A 20,085-nucleotide genomic window follows, 5' to 3' on the forward strand; every position below is an offset into this window, starting at 1 on the left:
CCGCCGGAGACCCGGAAATGCGCCACCAGCTCGGCCAGCTTGCCGGCATCGGTGTTCAGCATGTGGCCGGCCGCAGTGGCCTCTTCGACCATCGCCGCGTTCTGCTGAGTCACCTGGTCCAGCTGGGTCACGCCGGTGTTGATCTCGTTGAGGCCGGTGGACTGCTCCGCCGCGCCCTCGGCAATGCCGGAGACCAGCTGCGAGATATGGGTGACCTGCTCGACGATGCTCTGCAGCGCCTCGCCGGCCTTGCCGACCAGGTCAACTCCGCGCTCCACCTGTTTGGAGCTGTCGGAGATCAGCGTCTTGATCTCCATCGCCGCGTCCGAGGAACGCTGCGCCAGGGCGCGCACTTCGCTGGCAACGACCGCAAAACCCTTGCCGGCCTCGCCCGCCCGCGCCGCCTCGACGCCGGCATTAAGCGCCAGCAGGTTGGTCTGGAAGGCGATGTCGTCGATCACGGAGATGATCTGGCTGATGTGGTTCGAGGACTGTTCGATCTCGGTCATTGCCGCGACCGCGCTCTGCACCACTTCGCGGTTGTTTTCCGCCTCGGTGCGGGCCTCGGCCATGGTGGCCTCGACGCTGCGGGCGCCGTCGGCGGCGGATTTCACCGATGCCGTCAGCTCATCCAGCGCTGCCGCGGTTTCCTCCAGCGTTGCCGCCTGGCTTTCGGTGCGGTGCGACAGGTCGTCGGAGGCCTGGCTGATCTCGGCAGCGCCGTTGCGGATGCTGCCGGAGGCTTCGATCACCTGCTGCACGGTGGTGCTGAGGTTGCTGACGGTGCTGTTGAAGTTCTGCCGCAGCTGCTCGTACTCTTCCGGGAAGGCGGAGGTGATCGGCTGCGAGAAATCGCCATCGGCGAGCTGCACCAGGCCGAAACTCAGTTTCTCGACCACCTGCTGCTGCTGGCGCTGCATCTCGGCGCGTTCCTCTTCGGCGGCGCGGGCCAGTTTCAGATCGTCCTGCATGGAGACCAGTGTCTTGCCGATCTTGCCGATCTCGTCGCCGCGGCTGGCCGCCTCGACCTCAGTATCGAGATCGCCAGAGGACACGGCCTCCATGTCAGCGCAGATCCGGTCGATCGGCTTGGTCACCGACCGGGCGAACAGCCACCCGAAGAAGGAGATGCCCCCAGCGCAGATCAGAGAGATCAGGATCATGATTTTCCGCTTCTCAACTGCAGGCGCCATCAGTTCTGCCCAATCCTGTTCGGCGATGATTGCCCAGTTGGCAAAGGCCAGCGGCAGCGGTTCGGAATAGGCCAGAACCTTCTGGCCATTGAGGCCGGTTACACCTTGCAGAACATGTGATTCGCCGTCAAAGGCAGTTTGCACCTGTTCCGTTTTCGGCAATTGCGACAGCACGTCGAAACCGCCTTCGAACCGGGAGTTGGTCCGTGCAAGCATGTCTGCGCCGGCCAGATAAACCTGTGTGGTTTGCCCCATGCCCTGCTCGTTGTTGACGATGGCACCCAGCAGGTCCACGGGGATCTGCACGGCCAGCACGCCGACGGTCAGATTGGCATCATTTACCACCGGAGAGGCTGCAAAAGCGGCAGCTGCACCACCGGAGGGCGCATATGGCTTCATGTCGGCAAAGAAGACTTCGCCACGGCTGCCTTCCAGGGCTGCACGGTAAACATCGGCCAGACCGGAGTCCTTGAACGGGCCGGTCATCATGTTGGTGCCGAAGTCGTTTTCCTTGAACACCGAATAGACGATGTCGCCGGCCAGGTTGATCAGGAAAGCATCATAGTAGCCTTTGCTCTCGATCAGTGTCTTGTAGGCCGGGTGGAAGGTCTCATGGTGCATGTGGTAGGGCGACTCACCCTGGCCGCGCACCAAAAGGTGCTTCTGCCCGATCGGATTCGGGTTGTCGTCGATATAGGCCTGGCGCAGGATCTGGCCCGGATTTCCTTCCAGGTCGTTCCAGGTCATCGTCAGCCATTCGATGGCGGTTGCCGTCGATGGAACAGCCGCCAGCGTCTGCACATCCGCGTGAATGCCGTCCAGCAGGGTCTGCACTGAGTACTTCCGGTCCGCCACCATGGAGCGGAACTGGTCTTCCGCGGTTTTCTCGGCGCTTTTTTGGAAGCTGATCGTGCTGATGGTGACGAGAATCGCCGTCACAAGCACACCGAACCCAACAACAAACAGCGGCAATTTATGTGCCAGCTTGAGCGATTTGAACGTTTTCATTCCGTCCTCCTAAGAGAAGTGCGGTCTAGGCCACCGCAATAGTGATGCCAGTCAGATTGGAGGGCAGATGTTAATTTGCCGCTTACGGCGCAGGGCCTCTGCCGCATTTCAATGTGGAATCCGGCCGAATCCTGCTGCGCTCCGGCGTCACTTTCTGAAGACCTGGTAAAGATGCGGCCATAGGTTGTTTTGAGCGCTGAAAAACACGCCTTCTCAGGCCCCGCCGGGTGATTCTCCGACCGTCAGAACACAGATAAAAATTGATCGGATTTCTGCCGCGAAAATTGCGCCGGTCTCCTTATGAATCCCCTTCTGCACGGGTGTGGCGGCAATCAAATGTTAAGGCCCCGCCCCTAAGAATTGCCTCATCGAACTCGAACTGATCGCCGACAACGGGGGTGCGAATCGCCGACAATGACTACGGAAACGCAAAAGCATAATCTGGATCTGCCGAACGCCTTCGCGGAGCTGGATCCGCTGATCGCCTTCCTGCAAGGGGCGCGCGCCAAGGCGGTCGAAATCGACTGCAGCGGTGTTGCCCTGATGCCCTCGCGCTGCTTGCAGCTTCTGCTTGGTGCAGAGCAGCAATGGCGGTCCGAGGGGGTGGGCTTCGCAGTCACCAATATCACCGAATCCTGCCGCAAGTCCCTGACGCTTCTGGGGCTGGAGCCCAACCGTTTTGAAGACGAGGAAACAGCATGAAAACCAAAGTTCTGGCAATCGACGATTCCCGCACGATCAGGAATCTTCTGGCCGCGACCCTGGAAGAAGCGGGTTTTGAATACCATTGTGCGGTTGATGGCCGCGAGGGTGTGGACATGTACCCCGACGTGGATCCCGATGTTGTGATCACCGACATCAATATGCCCAACCTGGACGGGTTCGGCGTGATTGAGGAACTGCGCGGCACCGGCATCAATTCCAAGGTGCCGATCCTGGTTCTGACCACCGAAAGCGCACCTGAGCTGAAGGCCCGTGCCCGCGGCGCCGGTGCCACCGGCTGGATCACCAAGCCGTTTGACGATGCCTCGCTGATTTTCGCGCTCAAGCGCGTGACCGGAGCCGCGGCCTAAGATGTCGGGATCTATTCAGGATACCTTCTTTGAGGAGTGCGAAGAGCTCCTTGAAGCAACGGATGAGGGTCTGACCGCCATCGAAGGAGGCGATCACGACCCTGAGGTGGTCAATGCGATCTTCCGCGCCGTGCACTCGATCAAGGGTGGCGCGGGGGCCTTTGGCCTCGATGATCTGGTGGCCTTTGCCCACCGGTTCGAAACGGTGTTTGACGAAGTGCGGTCCAACCGGCTGGACTTGGATGAGAAGCTGATCCAGCTGCTGCTGCGCTCCAGCGATCAACTGTCAGCACTGGTCGAAGTTGCCCGGGACGGTGGCGAGATCGACGAAGCGCACAATGATACGCTGTTGGCGGCGCTGGATGAATACATTCCGGAAGAAGAGGAAGACCTCACCTTCGAGCCGATGGGGCTCGGCGGCCCGGCACCCATGATGGATCTTGGCGATCTGGGCGGCGCCCCGGCGGAACCGCAGGAAGAAACCTACCGGATCCGCTTCCAGCCGCTGAAGGAAATGTATGGCACCGGCAACGAGCCGTTCTTCCTGTTCCAGGCGCTCAAGGATCTGGGTGAGCTGACCGTCACCATGGACGAGAATGAGTTGCCCGGTTTTGATGCCATGGACATGGCGGAAGCCTATCTGGCCTGGGATCTGGTGCTGGTCACCAAGGAGACGCGTTCGAAGGTTGAGGCCGTGTTCGAATTCGTTGAGGGCCTGTGCGAGCTGTCGATCAACGGTGATGGCGATGCCGAGGCGGAAGCCAATGCGTTGGCCGCGCTGGATGCGATGTTCGCTGCACCGCCAGCCGCAGATGCCGCAGCTGCCCCTGAGGGGGAGGCGCCTGCAGCCCCTTTTGAGCCGCCGGTCCCCGCACCTGAACCCGAAGCCAAACCGGCAGCCGCCGAAGAAAAGGCCTCGGCCCCGAAAGCCGAGAGCGGCAAGCAGGAGCAGCGCGGCGGTCCCAAGCCGACGCTCCGCGTCGAGCTCGAGCGGGTGGACCGGCTGATCAACGCTGTCGGGGAGCTCATCATCAACCATTCGATGCTGGCCCAGCAGATCGCCAATCTCAACGTTTCGGATACCCGCGACGTCGAGACCGAGCTGGAAGGTTTCAAAAACCTTGCACGCGACATCCAGGAAGGTGTCATGGCCATTCGCGCGCAACCCGTGAAGCCGCTGTTCCAGCGGATGGCCCGGATTGTCCGCGAGGCTTCGGCTGCCACCGGAAAGACCTGCAAGCTGGTCACCGAAGGCGAAAACACCGAGGTCGACAAGACGGTCATCGAACGGCTGTCTGACCCGCTGACGCATATCCTGCGCAACGCGGTTGACCACGGCGTGGAGAAGCCCGAGGACAGGGAAGCCGCGGGCAAGTCCAAGGTCGGTGAGATCCGGCTGTCAGCCTCCCACCGGTCCGGCAGCGTCTGCATCGAGATCAAGGACGACGGTGCCGGTGTGAACCGTCCGCGCGTCAAGCAGATTGCGATCGAGAAGGGGCTGATCCCGGAAAACGCTGAACTGACCGATGGCGAGATCGACAACTTGCTGTTTGCGCCCGGCTTTTCAACGGCCAAGGAGATTTCCAATCTCTCCGGCCGCGGCGTCGGCATGGACGTGGTGAAGAATGCGGTGACCGGCCTCGGCGGACGCATCAACATCTCTTCCGCGCCGGGCAAAGGCTCCACCTTCACCATCATCCTGCCGCTGACGCTTGCGGTGATGGACGGCATGGTGGTGTCGGTTGCCGATCAGACCATGGTGGTGCCGATCACCTCGATCGTCGAAACCATGCGCGGCAGCGACGACATGATCAACAGCCTGGGGGCCGACGGCACCCTGCTGTCGATCCGCGGCAATTTCGTGCCGATCTGTGATGTCGCCGGCGCCCTTGGCCTGTACCGTGAAAGCGACCAGCAGGCCGGCGTCTACCTTCTGGTGGAAACTGAAACCGGCCAGCGCTGCGCCTTGGCGGTGGATGACATCCACGACCAGCGCCAGGTGGTGATCAAAAGCCTGGACGGCGTCTGCGGGGAAATCCCCGGCGTCGCCGCGGCGACCATTCTTGGCGACGGTAAAATCGCCATGATCCTGGACCCTGAAAGCATCATTGCGGCCTCGCCCACTGCGGCCGCCTTTGACACCGAGCGGAGAATGAGCAATGCAAGCTGAAGCGAAGCAAACCGATCAGGAAGTGAGACACGCTGAACACAGCGAGTTTGTCAGCTTCACCGTGGCCGGACAGGCGTTCTGCCTGAAGATCACCCAGATCCGGGAAATCCGGCGCTGGTCTCCGGTGACCATCCTGCCGCATGCCCCGGCCGACGTTCTGGGGGTTATGAACCTGCGCGGCGCGGTGATCCCGATCTATGATCTTTCCGCCCGTTTCGGCCTGCAGCAGACCGAAGCAAGCGAGCGCAACGTGGTCATCGTCGTCTCCGTGCACGGAAAACCGGTGGGCCTTCTGGCTGAGTCGGTTTCCGAGATCATCTCGATCAACCCGGACGACATCCAGGACACCCCGCCGGTGGATAGCCGCAACACGATGGAGTACATCCAGGGTATCATCTCGCATGATGACACCATGGTGCGCATCATCAATCTTGATGCGGTGATCTCGGCTCCGGAGCAGGTGATGCCGTGAGCGCTGAAGGTACCATCACTCCCAATGCGGACAGCTTTTCGCTGTCGGACCAGGAATTCGAAGCCATTGCGCAGTTCGCGCATAAACACTTCGGCCTGGCCATGGCGGCCAGCAAAAAGCCCCTGGTGTCGTCGCGCCTGGCCCGCAAGCTGCGCCAGCGTAACATCACCAATTTCAAGGACTATCTTGCCAGCCTGGACGGCCCCAATGCCGACGACGAACGCAGCGGGCTGCTGTCGCTGCTAACCACGAATGTGACCCATTTCTTCCGGGAGCCGCATCACTTCGAAACCCTGCGCAATGACGTGCTGCCACCCTTGGTGGAACAGGCGCGGCGCGGCGGCCGGGTGCGGTTGTGGTCGGCAGGCTGCTCCAACGGGCAGGAGCCCTACTCGATTGCGATGACGCTGCTGGACGTATGCCCGGAAGCCGCAAAGCTCGACATCAAGATCCTGGGCACAGACATCGACCCGGTGGTTGTGCGCCATGCCCAGGCGGCCAAATACCCTGAGGACGAGCTGGCCCAGATCGACGCCAAATACAGCAAGCTGGTGCCGAAACGCGACCCTGACGGGCGGTTGCCGGACAGCCTGCGCAAGCTGATCACATTCGGGGTGCTGAACCTGATTGAACCGTTTCCCTTCAAAGGGAAGTTCGATGCGATTTTCTGCCGGAACGTTGCGATCTATTTCGACAACCCGACCCAGCAGAAAGTCTGGAGCGCCTTTCAGAATGCCCTGAACCCGGGCGGTACCCTCTTCATCGGTCATTCCGAGCGCATGTCAGGCCCGGCTGCGCAGCACCTGAAGACGGCCGGGATCACCACTTACGTCAACTCACCCGCTGGCAGGTAACCCTGGCCACGGCTGCAAGCAGAGCAGAAGGAAAGAAAAATGAGCTTGAAAGACTCTCTCCGCGTCATGGTTGTTGACGATATGTCGACGAGCCGGGGAATCATCACACAAAGCCTGGATGAGATCGGCATCAAGAACTACATGGTCGAAAACTCCGGCCAGGGCGCCTATCAGAAGCTGACCCAGACCCCGGTTCACCTGGTGCTGTCCGATTACAACATGCCTGGCATGGACGGTCTGGGACTGTTGAAGGCACTGCGCAGCCATCAGGTGACCCAGCGCGTCGGTTTCATCCTGGTGACCGGCAAGCCGACACCGGAGATCATCCAGGTTGGCAAGCAGATCGGCCTGAACAACATCGTCCGCAAACCCTTCACGGTAGCCACCATGAAGCAGGCCATCGAACAGGTCGTCGGGCGGCTCTGATCATGGAGCATCCCGACAAAGCCTTGGGCGAACTCTGTGCCGCATCGGCCTGGGAAATGGAGCAGCTGCGCAGCCAGATGCAAGCGCTGGAGGACGTTGTCCTCGACGTTCTGGAACGGGGCACCGCTCCAACCAGCCAGGAGCTGCGCTCGCTGCAAGACTTCGACCTGGTGATCCAGACCTTGTCGGGCCTCTCCGGGTTCTACAGGCGGGTGCAGTCCCAGGTCGACGAGTCCGGCCCGGCAGATCTTCCGGCCGCTGCGGCAGGAGTCACCCTTGAAAAGCTGCGTGACCGGCTCCGCTCGGCCAGCAGCATGGCCAGTACCTGAAACTTCCCTGCCCCGCCCGGAAACAGGTGGGGCAGATGCCGCGGGCAAATTTGCTTTCTATTTGCCGCCGCGAACGCGTACATTGGGGCATAGCAAAATTCGCGAGCCCGGGTACCCGCATGTCCTTTCTTTTCAAACCCTTGATTTTCACACTGTGCCTGCTCACCGCTGCCGGCGCACAGGCTGCAAGCGATCGCATCGCTCTGGTCATCGGCGTGGCGGACTACCAGTATCTGCCGCCGCTTGAGAACACCCGCAACGATGCTGTTGCCATGGCGGATACGCTGGAGGGCATCGGGTTTGATGTGAGCCTGGCCTTGGATCCCGGCACCTCCGAAATGGAGCAGATGCTCGATGATTTTGCCTTCCGCTCTGAAGTCGCCGATCTGGCGCTGGTTTATTTTGCCGGCCACGGGATCGAAGTGCAGGGGGAGAACTTTCTGATCCCTGCCGACGCAAAGGTGGCCAGCAACCTTGATGTGCAGCGCCAGTCACTGTCGCTGAAGCAGCTGCTGAATGCGGTCGACCGGGCGCGCAAGATGCGGATCGTGATCCTGGACAGCTGCCGCGACAACCCGCTTGGGGATTCCATTGCGCTGGAGGCAAGCATCAGCCAAACAACCGAGACCACGGAAACCACCCGCGGCGGCGGCGGCATGGCACCCGCTGACCCGGATCGCGGCACCCTGGTGGCCTTTGCCGCCAAGGACGGCCAGGTGGCGCTGGACGGCAGCGGCAGCAACTCACCCTATGCCACCGCGCTGATGGAAAAGATGGTGCAGCCCGGGCTGGAGATCAGCCTGATGTTCCGCCAGGTGCGCGATCAGGTGCTGCAAAGCACCGCGAACCTGCAGGAACCGCACACCTATGGCTCGCTGACCGGTGTGCCCTTCTACCTGGCGGGCCCCGGCGCAAATGACGCTCCAGTTTCCGTTGCTGATGCGTCTGCTGCTTGGGCCGCATTGAAGCCAGACCAGGAAGAACAGCTGCTGGCACTTGCCGAATTGGGCGACACCCGCTCAATGCTGGGTCTCGCCTACATCCGGCTAAACCCGAACCAGGGCCGTTTCGACCCTAAGGCTGCAGTGGATTTCCTGCAGCGTGCAGCGGATGCCGGCTCACCCGAGGCGCAATTCGAGCTTGCCAAGCTCTATGAGCGCGGCACCGGTGTCGACGCGGACCCCGCCAAAGCGCTGGAGCTTTACCAGGACGCGGCCGCCCAGGATTTCGCCGATGCGATCAACGACCTCGGCTTCCTGCACTATCAGGGCGGCTTAGGTCTGCCGGCCAATCCGAAAAAGGCGCTGACATTCTTTGAACGGGCTGCCGACCTGCGCCATCCGCAGGCCCAGTTCAACTTTGCTGCGCTGATTGATGACGGGCTGATCCCCTCGAAAGGTCCGGGGGATTCCGCCCATTACCTCTATGCTGCGCTGCGCAGCGGAAGTTCTGACGTTCTTGACCTTCTGAGTGAGCGCCCGAACATGTTCACCACCGAAACCCGGAGAGCTCTTCAGCAGAAGCTGAAAGAGAACAACTTCTATGCCGGGGCAATTGACGGAGACTTCGGGCCCGGAACACAGCGGGGCATCCGTCAGGCTTACGGGCTTGAAGGCTGACATTTTATAACGAGGATACGCGTGTGCATCGGTCATTTTTTACTATTCTAACAGTGTTTTGCCTCTCGGGCCCTCTGTACGGGCAAGAAACTGGCGACGAGGGTGAAGGCAGCACAGGAGAAGAAGGCGTTTCTGCTGAAACAGGCGGCAGCCACAGCGGTGAAGGCGGAGCCAGCGCAGAAGGCCGCTCCATCACAACACGGATCACGGCGCCTTCCGGCGTGCCCGCGCGCATTGCGGAAATCGAGGTGTTATGCGGTGCTGCTGGAGATTACAAAATCGACTGTATGGCTGAACGGTTTGAAGCCATGGAGAAGGATATGGCTTTGCTGGCCGGGCATGCGCCGGTGCGTGAAATTCTAGCGCAAACCGCCCGCGGCCTGCGCGGGATCGCCCGCGAGAACCGTGACCCGCAGCAACCAAGGATCAAGCTGCGATCTGGAAGCCCTGAACAATCCTCGCATCGCCCGATTGTCGCGGTAGCCCCGCAACGGAAAGCTGCCGCATTGGCTGCGGCGGTGGCAGTGCTGGAAGAGGCGGAAACTCTTCTGCTGCGCTCTGCCGAGAATTCCGCGTCCCGGGCGGTCAACTACCAGCAAATCGCCGCCGCGATCGGCTCCAGCAAGGTCTTGCTGCGGTCCAGCTAGCATATTCCGGACTCACCGCGCGTCACAGCAGCCCGTCAGCGATCCATTGGTCCAACTGGCGGCGGCTGATTTCAAAATGCATACTGTCTTCGCGCCGGAAACCAGCCCCCCAGACCCAGCCCTGATCGTAAAAGAAATCCGCCATGATGGTGAGCCCAAGCTGGGTTTTGCCATCCGTGAAATTGTCCAGCTTGCCGTCAATGTTCAGATCCACGGCAAGGCCATAGCTGTGGGTGGACAGCGAATTTGTGGTGCCGCGGATCCGCCGCACGCACAGCGCCCCGGCGGTGTTGATCCGGGCATAAAGGTCGGGGTCGGCCTGGCGGATGTTCTCAAACACCACTTTCAGGCTTTCGATGGCCGGGCGCAGCATGCTGACCCGGATCGGCCCGACCTGTTCAGTCACCAACTTTTCCTTGAGATCCGGATTGGTCATCGGCTGGCAGGTGTCGTTCAGATCTTCCCGCGGGCGGCCCAGCCTCTCAGTCAGATAAGAGCCGCCGGTGACCCGCAGGCCGCGGTTCACGTTCAGCCGGTCGGCGATCAGCACCACTTGGGCATAATCCAGATCGGCGCCGCCGGTCTGGTTCCAGATCGCGGCCTCTCCGGCCGCGTCATCAGTGAAAGGGCTTCCGGCGCCTGCCCCTCCTGCGGGCAGGCTGGCGACTTCATTCTGCAGATCTGACATCCGGGCCTGCAGATCTTCGACCTGCTGGCGCAGCATTTCGATCTCGATCCGCGCGGTGGAATCAACGCCTCCGGCGCCTTGATAGTCCTCCTCGCTCAATAGCCAGCTGAGCCCGAACCATATAGCCGGGGCCAGCACCAGGCCAATCGCGATAATCACTGCTGGTAAAACCCGCATTTTTCCTCCAGGACCGTTTGCGCCCATTTCAATCCCTAGCCGCCGGGCAGTAAACCCCCTGTTTACAACTTGCCGGAAACACCGTGTTTTTTTCCCGTGCGCAGCCCTGCCCGCCATTGGCAGCCTGATAGTGCTGGTATAGACTGCCTGCAATGTTGAAACGGTAGGGGAGGGCGCAGAGCATGATCCGCCTGAAAGGTATTTTCACAAGTATTCTGGGCGCCGGCCTGATTTTGGCACCGATGGCGCAGGCGCAGTCGAACAGCGGCGAACTGTCGGTCGAAGAGATCACCGAAGCGTTCAAGAAACAGAAGACCCGCGGTCTGGTCATCGTGCCCAGCAGCACGGACGCAAGCCAGGACAGCACCGAAGAGGCCACAACCGTGGCCGCTGCTGCGGAGGAATATACCCCCGTTGATCAGCAGGCGCAGATCAACATTCAGATCTCCTTTGACTTCGACAGCGCAGCCCTGCGCGCCGATCAGGAGCCGAAACTGGCGAATATGTGCGCCTCGATGAAAGCGCTGGACGGTACCGTCTTCCAGATCATCGGCCATACCGACAGCTCCGGCTCAGCCGCCTACAACGAACGGCTATCCCTTCTGCGCGCGCAGGAAGTGCGCCGCCATCTGATCAGCTCCTGCGGCGTGCGCGAGGATATGCTCAAAGCAATCGGGATGGGTGAGACCGCTCCGTTCAATCAGGACAACACGCGCGCCGATGAAAACCGCCGCGTTGAGTTCCAGGCTCTGGGCTAACAATAGCCCGGACCCGCGCCGGATAAGAGGTCAGGGAGACTTCCATGCTTGAATCGCGCCCTGGCGACTTGTTCCAGCCGGGTGATTTGCTGAACAATACCTACAGGATCGAATGCCTGCTGGGCCGCGGCGGCACGTCCGACGTGTACAAGGCCCGGTCGGAAATTTCCGGCAACCTGGTTGCCCTGAAGGTGCTGAAACAGGAACTCGCCGCGAATGAGGACTTTACCGTCCTGATGGCGCGCGAGGAGAACATCCGCGAAATCCGCCATGCGGCGGTGGTGCGCTATTCTGAGAACCACCGCACGCCGGACGGCCACATTTACCTGCTGATGGACTATGTTGACGGCCCCGGCCTCGACAAGCGCCTGAAGCAGGGGCCGATGCCGGCTGAAGACCTGATGGTGATCTGCCGCCGGGTAGCTCAGGGTCTGCAGGCGGCGCACGCGCGCAATATCGTGCACCGCGATCTCAGCCCGGACAACATCATCCTGCGCGGCGGCGACCCGGCAGAAGCCGTAATCATCGATTTCGGTATTGCCAAAGATACCAACCCGGGTGCCCAAACCATTGTCGGCAATGAATTTGCCGGCAAGTACTCTTACGCTGCGCCGGAACAGATGAGCGGTGATACAGACGCCCGCTCAGACATTTATTCGCTGGGCGCGCTCTTGCTTGCCAACTTCCGAGGCGCCGCGCCCAAGCTGGGCGCCAACCCGATGGAAGTGGTTGAAAACAAGCAAAAGCCGCTGGACACCGACGGTGTGCCTGAGCCGCTCAAGACTTTGATCGGCCGGATGTGCGCGCCAGATCCTGCCGACCGGTTCCAGAATGCAGGCGAAGTGCTGGCTTTCCTCGACAATCCCGACGGCGGCAGTCTGGACGACGTGCTCGATGCCCCGAACGAAGACGCCACCATCATTGTGCCGAAGGCCAGCAAGCCAGCTCCAGCTTCTCCTCCGGCTTCCAAGCCCGCGCCGGACAAAGCAAAGAAGAGCGGTGGCGGCGGGCTCTGGGCTGCGTTGGCTGTCCTCCTGCTGCTGGGCGGCGGCGGGGCGGGCGCCTATTTCGGCGGCTTTCTCGACAGTGTCCTCGATCCTGGCTACCCGGAAGTGCGCCCCTATTCCTTCATTGCCGAAAAACCAGCCGATGGCCCGGTGGAAATTGTCGGAAACGTGCCGTCTGAGGCAGTGCGGGATGCGCTACTGGCGGTGTCTCAAGATGCTGACCTCACTCTGGCATCCGGCGCGATTGCCGACACCTGGGGGGCCGACGTCCTGGATACCGTGAAGCCGCTTGAAGGCCTGCGCGAATGGCGTCTGGTCATCAGCAACAACAAGGCCCGGCTGACCGGCACCACGGATGACACCAACGTGGCAGAGATGCTGAATGAGCTGTTCCGCAACGGATTGCCCGGGGCCTTGGAAGGCAAAGCCGAAATCCGGTTTGAGCTGCCGGTGCTGCCGGTGGCTGAGGTCAAGGCAATCATGGACAGCTTTGCGGACTGCGGACCGCTGGCACGCCAGGGCAATGGCCATTTCGACGGCTACGGCCCTGCAGACCCGATCCTGATCAGCGGCCGTGTTGCCAGCACGGCCACCCGGCTGGAACTGTTCGATGCGCTGCGCGCGCTGGCGCACGAACGCCAGGTGGTTCTGGATGTCGAAGTTTTGAACGACTCGCTCTGCGTGGTTGAACAGCACCTGCCCAAGGCCCCGCCGGGCGGTGCCGAAGTGGAGTTTGCAGTCGGCGGAACCACGGTGGAGCCGAACCCTTCCGGCCGCTTCTTTGTGGGTGAGAACCCGGTGATCGATGTGGTGCTGCCTGATGACGTGACCGACGGCTACCTGACCGTCTCCATCCTCGATGTTTCGGGCAATGTGTTCCACCTGCTGCCCAACATTTCGCGCGAAGACAATGCGGTTGCCAACTTGCGCGACGGCGCCGCCGGAGAGATCCCGGTGCGGGTTGCCTACAGCCTGGAGGAATCGGCGGCCAACGGCGGCATTGCCTTCAAAGTCGACGACAGCACCTTGGGCAAGAGCAAGGTGCTGGTGCTGCATTCCGCTGAACCGCTGTTTGACGGCATGCGCCCGACCTCGGAAAGCGCGGTGGGTTTCGCCGAAGCGCTGAAGGCAAGCTACGAGGCAGACTCCAGCCGCATCCGTTCGCTCGACAGCCGTATCCTGGTCACCGCCAAACCCTGACCGGATATCCATACTGAAACAAAATTCGACCCGGGAAACATACGTTTCCCGGGCCGTCCTCTAAGCCGGAAACAATTGCCCTACAAAACGTCAATCACAACGGCAGTGATGTTGTCCGCGCCGCCTCCGGTCAGGGCAATCTGGATCAGCTGATCCCCCACTGTTTCCAATGGTGCGCTGCCCAGCAAGTCCTCCAGAATTTGGAAAGTGGCATATTTTGTCAGCCCGTCCGAGCAGACCAGGAACCGGTCGCCAGGCTCCGTATCGCCGCGGATCTTGTCGATCTCCAGCTCATCCCCGACCCCGACGGCGCGGGTAATGGCATTGGAATGGGGGTGCTGTTCTGCCTCGTCCCAGGTCATCTTGCCCGCCAGAACGTATTCCGCCACCGCGGAATGATCCTCTGTCAGCATCTCGATATGGCCATTGCGCAGCCGGTAAATCCGGCTGTCCCCGGCCCAGAGACCAACAAAATGCTGGTTTGCCATGATCAGCGCCGCAACGGTTGATCCGATGGTCCCGCCACCGCGGGCCGCGGCCTCGGCGCGGATCGCCTTATGCGCATTCTGGATGGCATCGCGCAGCGCATGCATCCGCGCCGCCGGGTCAAGGCCCAGCGGTATCATCGCCACGGCATCCGCGATCAAGCGGCTGGCAAAATCACCTGCGTCATGGCCTCCCATGCCATCAGCCACCAGCCAGATGTCATGTTCAGGCAACGCCAGAACGGAGTCTTCATTGACCTTACGCTTCAGTCCCACATGGGTCTGCGCGGTATAGCGGTACTTGCGCAGTTGATTCATCATGCAGCCTCAACCCCGGCCCAGACCGGCGCCCCCAGATCAAACAGGCCCAAGGCGACGCTTCCCGCTGGCAGCCCCTTGCAAGCCAGTGTCCGCGGCACCCCGTCCAGAACCGCGGTCCACAGGCTGCAGTCTGCAAGGCCAGGATGGATCCGGCCGTCAGATTCCGAAACCGTCAGCCGCTCCAGGCCTTTGGGCCCGGCCTTGACCACATCCGTTGCCTCTGACTGAACATCATCGGGCACCGTCAGTGCTGCAAGCCGGTCTGCTAGCCTGTCTTTGGTCATGCTGTCCTCCAATGCGTCCAAGGCCAAATCCTCCAGCCGCTCAAACAAGACGCCTGCGCCCAGGTGGCCAGGGCCGTTATCGGCAACCGCCGACAGCGGTGCAACCAAGGTCAGCGGAAACCGCCGCCCGACCCGGTCAACCGACGGCATCATCACGCCCCAGACCGGCGCCACCCCTGCCAGTCCTGCTGGTAAGGTAAACCGCCAGATCGGCGCGGTCATGTAATGCGCGTCAAAGCCAGCGCCGTATGCCGTCTTGCCGTCCAGCATAAGCTGTTGCAGCCAAGCGTCCCAAATGCGCACGAAGCCGCCGGGTGTGTTCAGCCGGAAAAAGTCCCCGGCTGAAGGCATCTTTCCGAAGGCACCAAAGCCCGCCATCACATCGACTTCGGGCAGCTGAACTTCGCCATGGCCGGCAGGGCGAAGGGGTTGATGACAGACCCGGACTGCAGCTCGAACAGTGCCAGCCGCCCACCGACGCGGAAGTTCACCCGCCGCCGGTCAGAGACATTGGTGCGCCGCACCTCCGCCGCGTCCAGCAGCCGGAACCAGGCCCATGGCCCGTCCCGCGACAGCACGTTCTCAGCATCGCGTTTCTGCGGCAGCAGGGTCAGCCGCGCCAGCCCGACCGAGCCCGGCCAGGTTACGGCCACCGGCGTCGGCGCGCCGGATCGGTGGTTATAGGCGACCTTGGTACCGTCGATTTCCAACAGCACCTCCTTGGCCTTGGGATCCAGCGCGTTGACAGTAATCTGGAAATTCACCGCAGGCTGCGCGCCGCCGGCAAAGAACGCCTCCTTGATCTCAGACGCATACTGCATCTGCTGCAGCACCGCGGGGCTGATGCCCAGATCCACGTCATTCACCCGCTTCCAGGTCCAGGGGCGGCTGCGGGTGTCGACATATTTCAGCAGGTGTTCGTTGAAGAAGCTGTCGATCATTCCGTTCGGGGAAAACAGCTTGGCAAAGTCCGCCATCGCCACATCCGCCCGCGCCGAGCGGTTGAACGGATAGCGGTTGGACAGCGCCTTGTCACAGAAAGGCAGCACCGCCGATTGCCAGCGCGCGTTGATCGAAGCGCGGGTGCCTTCCGAGGTGATGCCCGACGAGCCTGCCGAGATCTGCGTGGCCCAGCGGGGCAGCGGCCCGCCCATGCGGCTTGCAGTCTGCTGGAACTGCAACAGCGCCTGACCGCTCTGACCGCCGTTGGCAACGCCAGAGAAGGACATCTTGTTCAGTTCCTGATAGACCAGCTGCAGCTGCCCCATCAGATCATCCAGCTGCGAGGGCTGGCCCTCAGGCCGGTTCACCAGGTCATACAGCCACTGGAACCGTTCCTGCACATAGGCCCCCGGCGGCTTGGCTGCCTGGCCAGGCGCATTTTCGGCAGAGCCGACCAGCGCCTCCAGCAGGATCTGCCCTTGGATCGACAGGTTTGAACGCGCCTCAATCGCTGCGACGTTCTGAGCGCCCGCGGCAAGCGTACCCGCGTCCAGAAGCGATTTGTCCTCGTTCAGCCGGGTTTCGTTGCTGACGTCAGTCAGGATATTGACGATGGGCGAGGTCGGCCCCGACAGCACATTGGTGACTTCCACCGCATGGGACAGCGACTCCAGCGGCACGATGTCGATATCGCCCAGGATCTGATCATAGCGGCTGATGTAGTCGTTGTAGTAGAGATCCAGCACATCGCGGCTGAGCTTCAGCAGCACCGCCTCGTTCTGGGCCGCTTCACTTTGTTCACCCAGCACCCAGGCCTCTCGGTGGACCCGCTCGGCAACGCTGACCGCCTCCGGCAGGAACACGTTGTGGAAGCCGTCATAGGTGAAAATGCCCTCGATCCCATCATTCAGCGGCTTGCCGGAACTGCGCACAAGTACCCGTTTAACCGACGGTCCGCCAACATCGGTGATCCGCCATTTCGGAAGCGCGGTCGCCTGCTGCGAATTCAGGATGCCGTTGTAAACCCGCTGGGCCAGCGGCATCTCCGACAGGATGTTCTGTGCCTGCTCGATCAACGGGCCATTCAGCGCGATCTCCTCCATGGGCTGCGACAGCAACGCCGTAAGGTGATCCATCAAATCAGCGCGCAGCTGATTGCGGGCAATGCCTGGGTAGGCAATGTTTTCCCAGTCCAGCCGCATCCACTCCTTGACCAGATCGGGGTTCATCGGCCCCTGCAGGCCCAGCATCAGATAGATCTTCAGCGCCTCATACAGCGTGTCGGGGTTGTTCATATTCCCCTCAATCTGCTGCTCCAGCCGCACCAGCAGGCGCGGCAGCAAGCGCCGGTTCAGCGCCCCGCGATAAGTCTGCGCCGCCTGGGTGCCGATCACCTCGCCCTGATACAACCCATAGGTCATGGCCCCCTCAGGCTCCGGGTCGGACAGCACGGGATTGCCCGGCATATCGCGCAGATTGTTCAGCGCGGCGGCCACCGGAACTAGATCGGTATCGCCAACCGGGCTGGGCGGCAGCTGCGCCGCGGCGGCCTGATAGGCGGCAACCTGTCCCTCTGCCTGGGCGATCAGGTCGGTGTTCTTAAGATATGACCGCACCCAAAGCGCGCCCATTGCCAGCGCCACCAGCACGGTGGCAGTGATCGCAATCCGGCGGGTCCAGCGGTATCGGCGCTCCACCTTGTCATCGGCGGACACCAGCCCTGCTTCCGGGAACATCACGCTTTCGAACAGACGGGTCAGGAAGAAGCTTCTGCCGGTCCCCTGCCCCGTGCCGATCGCCTGGCGCCCGATACCAAAGGTCTGCGCCATGCCCAGCATCAGCCGGTCAATCGGCGTGCCTTCCTGGGTGCCAGAGGTGAAATAGACCCCGCGCAGCATCTGGCGCTGCTCATAACGGTTGTCCTGAAACACTTCCATCAGGAACTCGCGCGCCACTGCACGCATCGAGGCAACCTGCGCCGGGAAACCGGCAATCAGGGCCCGGCGCTGGTGGTCGGTCTCGGTCTGCATCTTCTCCAGCAGCTGCGCGTTGATCTGCCCTAGCAGCAGGCCGAATTCCTCGTCAAACCCGGCAATCGGCGGCTGTTCCTTCTTGCCCTTGGGCAGCGGCAGGGTGAAGCCCCAGACCTGCTCGCGGTCCTCCTTGCCTAATGAATCATGGAATTCCTGGAAGCCGGCAATCAGGTCGGCCTTGGTGAACAGCACATAGACCGGGAAACGCACGCCCAGTTTCTCGCGCAGCTCCGCCAGGCGGCGGCGCACGGCAGCGGCGTGGCTTTTCTGGGTGATTTCATCCTGCAAGGACAGGTCAGACAGCGAGATCGCAATGATCGCGCCGTTGATCGGCTGCCGCTTGCGGTACTTCTTCAGCAGTCCCAGGAAGCCCAGCCAGGCCGCATTATCCGCCTCGGCATCGCTTTCCTGCGTGGTATAGCGCCCGGCGGTATCAATCAGCACCGCCTCATTGGTGAACCACCAGTCGCAATTGCGGGTGCCGCCAACGCCGCCGATGGCGGCCTTGCCCATCTTCTCAGCCAGGGGAAACTGCAGGCCAGAGTTCACAATGGCAGTGGTCTTGCCCGCGCCCGGCGGGCCGATCATGATGTACCACGGCAGATCGTTCAGATGGCGCCGTCCCCCCTTGGACTTACGCAGCTCCTTCATCGCGTCCTTGAATTTGCCGCGCAGCTCGCCAATTTCCTCCGACAAGACATCGTCTTCCGAGGTGTCGACAGCCTCCGCCATCTCCTCGGTCATCTCCTTGTCCTTGCGGCGGCGGCGCCAGAAGATGATGCCGATAATGATGAAATACAGCAGGAAGATCACCCCGATGGTGATCAGCCGCGCCATCACGCTGTCAAACGGGCGCCACTCCTCGCCGCCGATGAACGGCGCAAAATACCACACGCAGGCCGACAGCACCGCTGCCAGGATCAGCAGGATGGTGTAGATCGACCGGAACAGGGGAAAGATATAACGGCGGATCATCCCTCAACCTCCTGAACCAGCAGAATCTCGATCCGGCGGTTCTTAGCCCGGCCGGCACGTGTGCCGTTGTCTGCAATCGGTTCCTTATCGGCGCGGCCCTCTGCCGACAGCCGGTCCGGGTCGGTCATAACCTTGGCCATGCCCGCCATCACCGATTTCGCCCGCGCCAGCGACAGCGCCATGTTGGACGGGAACCGGGAGGAGCGGATCGGCACGTTGTCGGAATGCCCTGCCACGATGATCTTGCCCTTTTCGTCATTCAGCGACTCGGCCACCCGGTTCACCGGGTTGACGAACGCCTTGCTCAACTGATCCGAGCCGGAACCGAACATGCCGGAGCCGGTCAGCCGGATGATGAGCGTGTTGCCCTTCTGGAAGACCTGCACAATGCCTTCCTTGATCTCAGGCTCCAGAAAACCGGAAACCTTGGCGACCTGTTCTTCGGTCGTCGGCGCCAATGGCGGCGGCGGCGGCGGCGGTGCGCGCCGCTCCAGCTCTGCCTTGGGGCCGGAATCCACAATTGTCAGCTGACCAACCACGTTTTCGGTCTGGTTAGACAGCATCCAGCTGAGGCCCAGAAACTGCAGCGCCAGAATGGCACAGGTCGCCGCCATGGTGATCCACACCAGCCGCCACACAGACAGCGCCTTGAACGGTTTAATGATGCCTTCCCAATGCGGCGACAGATCGCGCTCTACCGGACCGCGCTGGTTGCGGATGATCCGGGCCAGCGCACCGCGGATCTGCAGGTGCTTCTCGGAACCGCCCTGCTCCACCCGAAGTCGGCCCTCGAACCCGAGCGACAGGCACATGTACAGGAACTCGAGCATGTCGATATTGTTGCCCGGCTCCTTCTCCAGCCGTGCCAGCAGGTCATAAAACCGGTCGCCGCCCACCACCTCGCGGTGGAAGGTGGCCACCATCGACTGCAGCCCCCAGGCGGACTGGCCGCCCCAGGGCGTGTTCAGCACCACGTCATCCAGCGTCGCGCACAGCGCGTAACGCGCAACCTTCACCGTCTGCGCGGCAATGCCCGCCTGCAGGGCGCGGTTTTCAAACGCGCGCACTTCGGCCACCACGCTTTTGCGCAATGCGTCCGGATCCATATGCTGCGCCCGGTTGCGGATGCGCGAAATCAGCGCAAACAGGGTCGAGGCGCAGGCCGTCAGCTGGTTCATCCCCGTCAGCGCCATCTTCGGCGCCTTGGCCCCGCCCGCCGCGGCCTGCGGTTTCGGTGCCGCCGCCTGCGGCACCCCATAGGCATCCAGATCAGGCTCCGCAGGTTGTTCCGGCACCGGCTGGGTCTGCTGCGGCACATCGGGCTGCTGCATCGGCGTGGCCGTGCGCCGCCCGCCCGGGTTCGGCTTGATCACCGTCTTGTCGGTATCCCCCGGTTCAGCAAAGGGATCGTCATAATCAGCCAT

General features: G+C 61.9%; 17 protein-coding genes. 11 read left to right on the plus strand and 6 right to left on the minus strand.

Annotated elements, in window-relative coordinates:
- Positions 1-2,201 (minus strand): methyl-accepting chemotaxis protein (locus RA26_RS18945; protein WP_039186440.1); only part of this gene is annotated, 2,201 nt, incomplete at its 3' end.
- Positions 2,202-2,615: 414 nt separating this feature from the next.
- Here RA26_RS18945 and RA26_RS18950 point away from each other — a divergent pair.
- The 9 genes from RA26_RS18950 (at position 2,616) to RA26_RS22775 (ending at position 9,791) form a co-directional block, all read left to right on the plus strand.
- On the plus strand, positions 2,616-2,903 hold the full coding sequence (locus RA26_RS18950) for an STAS domain-containing protein (RefSeq protein WP_039186441.1): 288 nt from the start codon (positions 2,616-2,618) through the stop codon (positions 2,901-2,903).
- A complete protein-coding gene (locus tag RA26_RS18955; RefSeq protein WP_019297430.1) occupies positions 2,900-3,274 on the plus strand; it encodes a response regulator in 375 nt (124 codons plus the stop codon). Before RA26_RS18950 ends, RA26_RS18955 begins: the two co-directional genes overlap by 4 nt.
- A 1-nt stretch (position 3,275) precedes the next feature.
- Entirely contained in the window at positions 3,276-5,444 is a 2,169-nt protein-coding gene (locus RA26_RS18960) for a chemotaxis protein CheA (RefSeq protein WP_039186443.1), read from the plus strand.
- The gene (locus RA26_RS18965) at positions 5,434-5,916 is read left to right on the plus strand and encodes a chemotaxis protein CheW (RefSeq protein WP_039186445.1); all 483 of its coding nucleotides are present in this window, start codon (positions 5,434-5,436) and stop codon (positions 5,914-5,916) included. The genes RA26_RS18960 and RA26_RS18965 overlap by 11 nt, the downstream gene beginning before the upstream one ends.
- A complete protein-coding gene (locus tag RA26_RS18970) occupies positions 5,913-6,770 on the plus strand; it encodes a CheR family methyltransferase (protein ID WP_039186447.1) in 858 nt (285 codons plus the stop codon). The genes RA26_RS18965 and RA26_RS18970 overlap by 4 nt, the downstream gene beginning before the upstream one ends.
- A 39-nt stretch (positions 6,771-6,809) precedes the next feature.
- Positions 6,810-7,196: a response regulator gene (locus tag RA26_RS18975; RefSeq protein WP_039152568.1), complete on the plus strand. Its 387-nt coding sequence runs from the start codon at positions 6,810-6,812 to the stop codon at positions 7,194-7,196.
- A 2-nt stretch (positions 7,197-7,198) separates the two neighbouring features.
- A complete protein-coding gene (locus RA26_RS18980) occupies positions 7,199-7,525 on the plus strand; it encodes a hypothetical protein (protein WP_039186450.1) in 327 nt (108 codons plus the stop codon).
- Positions 7,526-7,644: 119 nt separating this feature from the next.
- Entirely contained in the window at positions 7,645-9,144 is a 1,500-nt protein-coding gene (locus RA26_RS18985; protein ID WP_039186452.1) for a caspase family protein, read from the plus strand.
- Between the two features lie 308 nt (positions 9,145-9,452).
- Entirely contained in the window at positions 9,453-9,791 is a 339-nt protein-coding gene (locus RA26_RS22775; protein WP_193747641.1) for a hypothetical protein, read from the plus strand.
- 22 nt (positions 9,792-9,813) lie between these two features.
- Here the strand turns inward: RA26_RS22775 and RA26_RS18995 are convergent, their stop codons facing one another.
- Complete coding sequence (locus RA26_RS18995; RefSeq protein ID WP_039186454.1) at positions 9,814-10,656, minus strand: M15 family metallopeptidase; 843 nt, start codon at positions 10,654-10,656, stop codon at positions 9,814-9,816.
- A gap of 182 nt (positions 10,657-10,838) precedes the next feature.
- Between RA26_RS18995 and RA26_RS19000 the strand changes: the two genes are divergently transcribed.
- Positions 10,839-11,414 (plus strand): OmpA family protein, encoded by a 576-nt coding sequence (locus RA26_RS19000; RefSeq protein ID WP_039186457.1) that lies wholly within the window; start codon positions 10,839-10,841, stop codon positions 11,412-11,414.
- A 44-nt stretch (positions 11,415-11,458) separates the two neighbouring features.
- On the plus strand, positions 11,459-13,621 hold the full coding sequence (locus RA26_RS19005; protein WP_039186460.1) for a serine/threonine protein kinase: 2,163 nt from the start codon (positions 11,459-11,461) through the stop codon (positions 13,619-13,621).
- Positions 13,622-13,701: 80 nt separating this feature from the next.
- Here RA26_RS19005 and RA26_RS19010 read toward each other — a convergent pair whose 3' ends face one another.
- The 4 genes from RA26_RS19010 to icmH are packed head-to-tail and all read right to left on the minus strand — an operon-like array spanning position 13,702 to position 20,085.
- Positions 13,702-14,424 carry a PP2C family protein-serine/threonine phosphatase gene (locus RA26_RS19010; protein ID WP_052272495.1) on the minus strand — a complete coding sequence of 241 codons (723 nt, stop codon included), beginning with the start codon at positions 14,422-14,424 and terminating at the stop codon, positions 13,702-13,704.
- Positions 14,424-15,089 carry a type VI secretion system-associated protein TagF gene (tagF, locus tag RA26_RS19015; RefSeq protein WP_039186465.1) on the minus strand — a complete coding sequence of 222 codons (666 nt, stop codon included), beginning with the start codon at positions 15,087-15,089 and terminating at the stop codon, positions 14,424-14,426. The genes RA26_RS19010 and tagF overlap by 1 nt, the downstream gene beginning before the upstream one ends.
- Positions 15,089-18,661 (minus strand): type VI secretion system membrane subunit TssM, encoded by a 3,573-nt coding sequence (tssM, locus tag RA26_RS19020; protein WP_039186467.1) that lies wholly within the window; start codon positions 18,659-18,661, stop codon positions 15,089-15,091. Before tssM ends, tagF begins: the two co-directional genes overlap by 1 nt.
- The gene (gene icmH / locus RA26_RS19025) at positions 18,658-20,085 is read right to left on the minus strand and encodes a type IVB secretion system protein IcmH/DotU (RefSeq protein ID WP_039186468.1); all 1,428 of its coding nucleotides are present in this window, start codon (positions 20,083-20,085) and stop codon (positions 18,658-18,660) included. The genes tssM and icmH overlap by 4 nt, the downstream gene beginning before the upstream one ends.

This window comes from Leisingera sp. ANG-M7 (assembly GCF_000813965.1).
Classification (GTDB): domain Bacteria; phylum Pseudomonadota; class Alphaproteobacteria; order Rhodobacterales; family Rhodobacteraceae; genus Leisingera.

Bases quoted from the DNA above. Each gene is read 5' to 3' on its own strand.
- RA26_RS18950 (WP_039186441.1), top strand. From the start codon at position 2,616: ATGACTACGGAAACGCAAAAGCATAATCTGGATCTGCCGAACGCCTTC.
- RA26_RS18955 (WP_019297430.1), top strand. From the start codon at position 2,900: ATGAAAACCAAAGTTCTGGCAATCGACGATTCCCGCACGATCAGGAAT.
- RA26_RS18960 (WP_039186443.1), top strand. From the start codon at position 3,276: ATGTCGGGATCTATTCAGGATACCTTCTTTGAGGAGTGCGAAGAGCTC.
- RA26_RS18965 (WP_039186445.1), top strand. From the start codon at position 5,434: ATGCAAGCTGAAGCGAAGCAAACCGATCAGGAAGTGAGACACGCTGAA.
- RA26_RS18975 (WP_039152568.1), top strand. From the start codon at position 6,810: ATGAGCTTGAAAGACTCTCTCCGCGTCATGGTTGTTGACGATATGTCG.
- RA26_RS18980 (WP_039186450.1), top strand. From the start codon at position 7,199: ATGGAGCATCCCGACAAAGCCTTGGGCGAACTCTGTGCCGCATCGGCC.
- RA26_RS18985 (WP_039186452.1), top strand. From the start codon at position 7,645: ATGTCCTTTCTTTTCAAACCCTTGATTTTCACACTGTGCCTGCTCACC.
- RA26_RS22775 (WP_193747641.1), top strand. From the start codon at position 9,453: ATGGAGAAGGATATGGCTTTGCTGGCCGGGCATGCGCCGGTGCGTGAA.
- RA26_RS18995 (WP_039186454.1), bottom strand. From the start codon at position 10,656: ATGCGGGTTTTACCAGCAGTGATTATCGCGATTGGCCTGGTGCTGGCC.
- RA26_RS19000 (WP_039186457.1), top strand. From the start codon at position 10,839: ATGATCCGCCTGAAAGGTATTTTCACAAGTATTCTGGGCGCCGGCCTG.
- RA26_RS19005 (WP_039186460.1), top strand. From the start codon at position 11,459: ATGCTTGAATCGCGCCCTGGCGACTTGTTCCAGCCGGGTGATTTGCTG.
- RA26_RS19010 (WP_052272495.1), bottom strand. From the start codon at position 14,424: ATGAATCAACTGCGCAAGTACCGCTATACCGCGCAGACCCATGTGGGA.
- tagF (WP_039186465.1), bottom strand. From the start codon at position 15,089: ATGGCGGGCTTTGGTGCCTTCGGAAAGATGCCTTCAGCCGGGGACTTT.
- tssM (WP_039186467.1), bottom strand. From the start codon at position 18,661: ATGATCCGCCGTTATATCTTTCCCCTGTTCCGGTCGATCTACACCATC.
- icmH (WP_039186468.1), bottom strand. From the start codon at position 20,085: ATGGCTGATTATGACGATCCCTTTGCTGAACCGGGGGATACCGACAAG.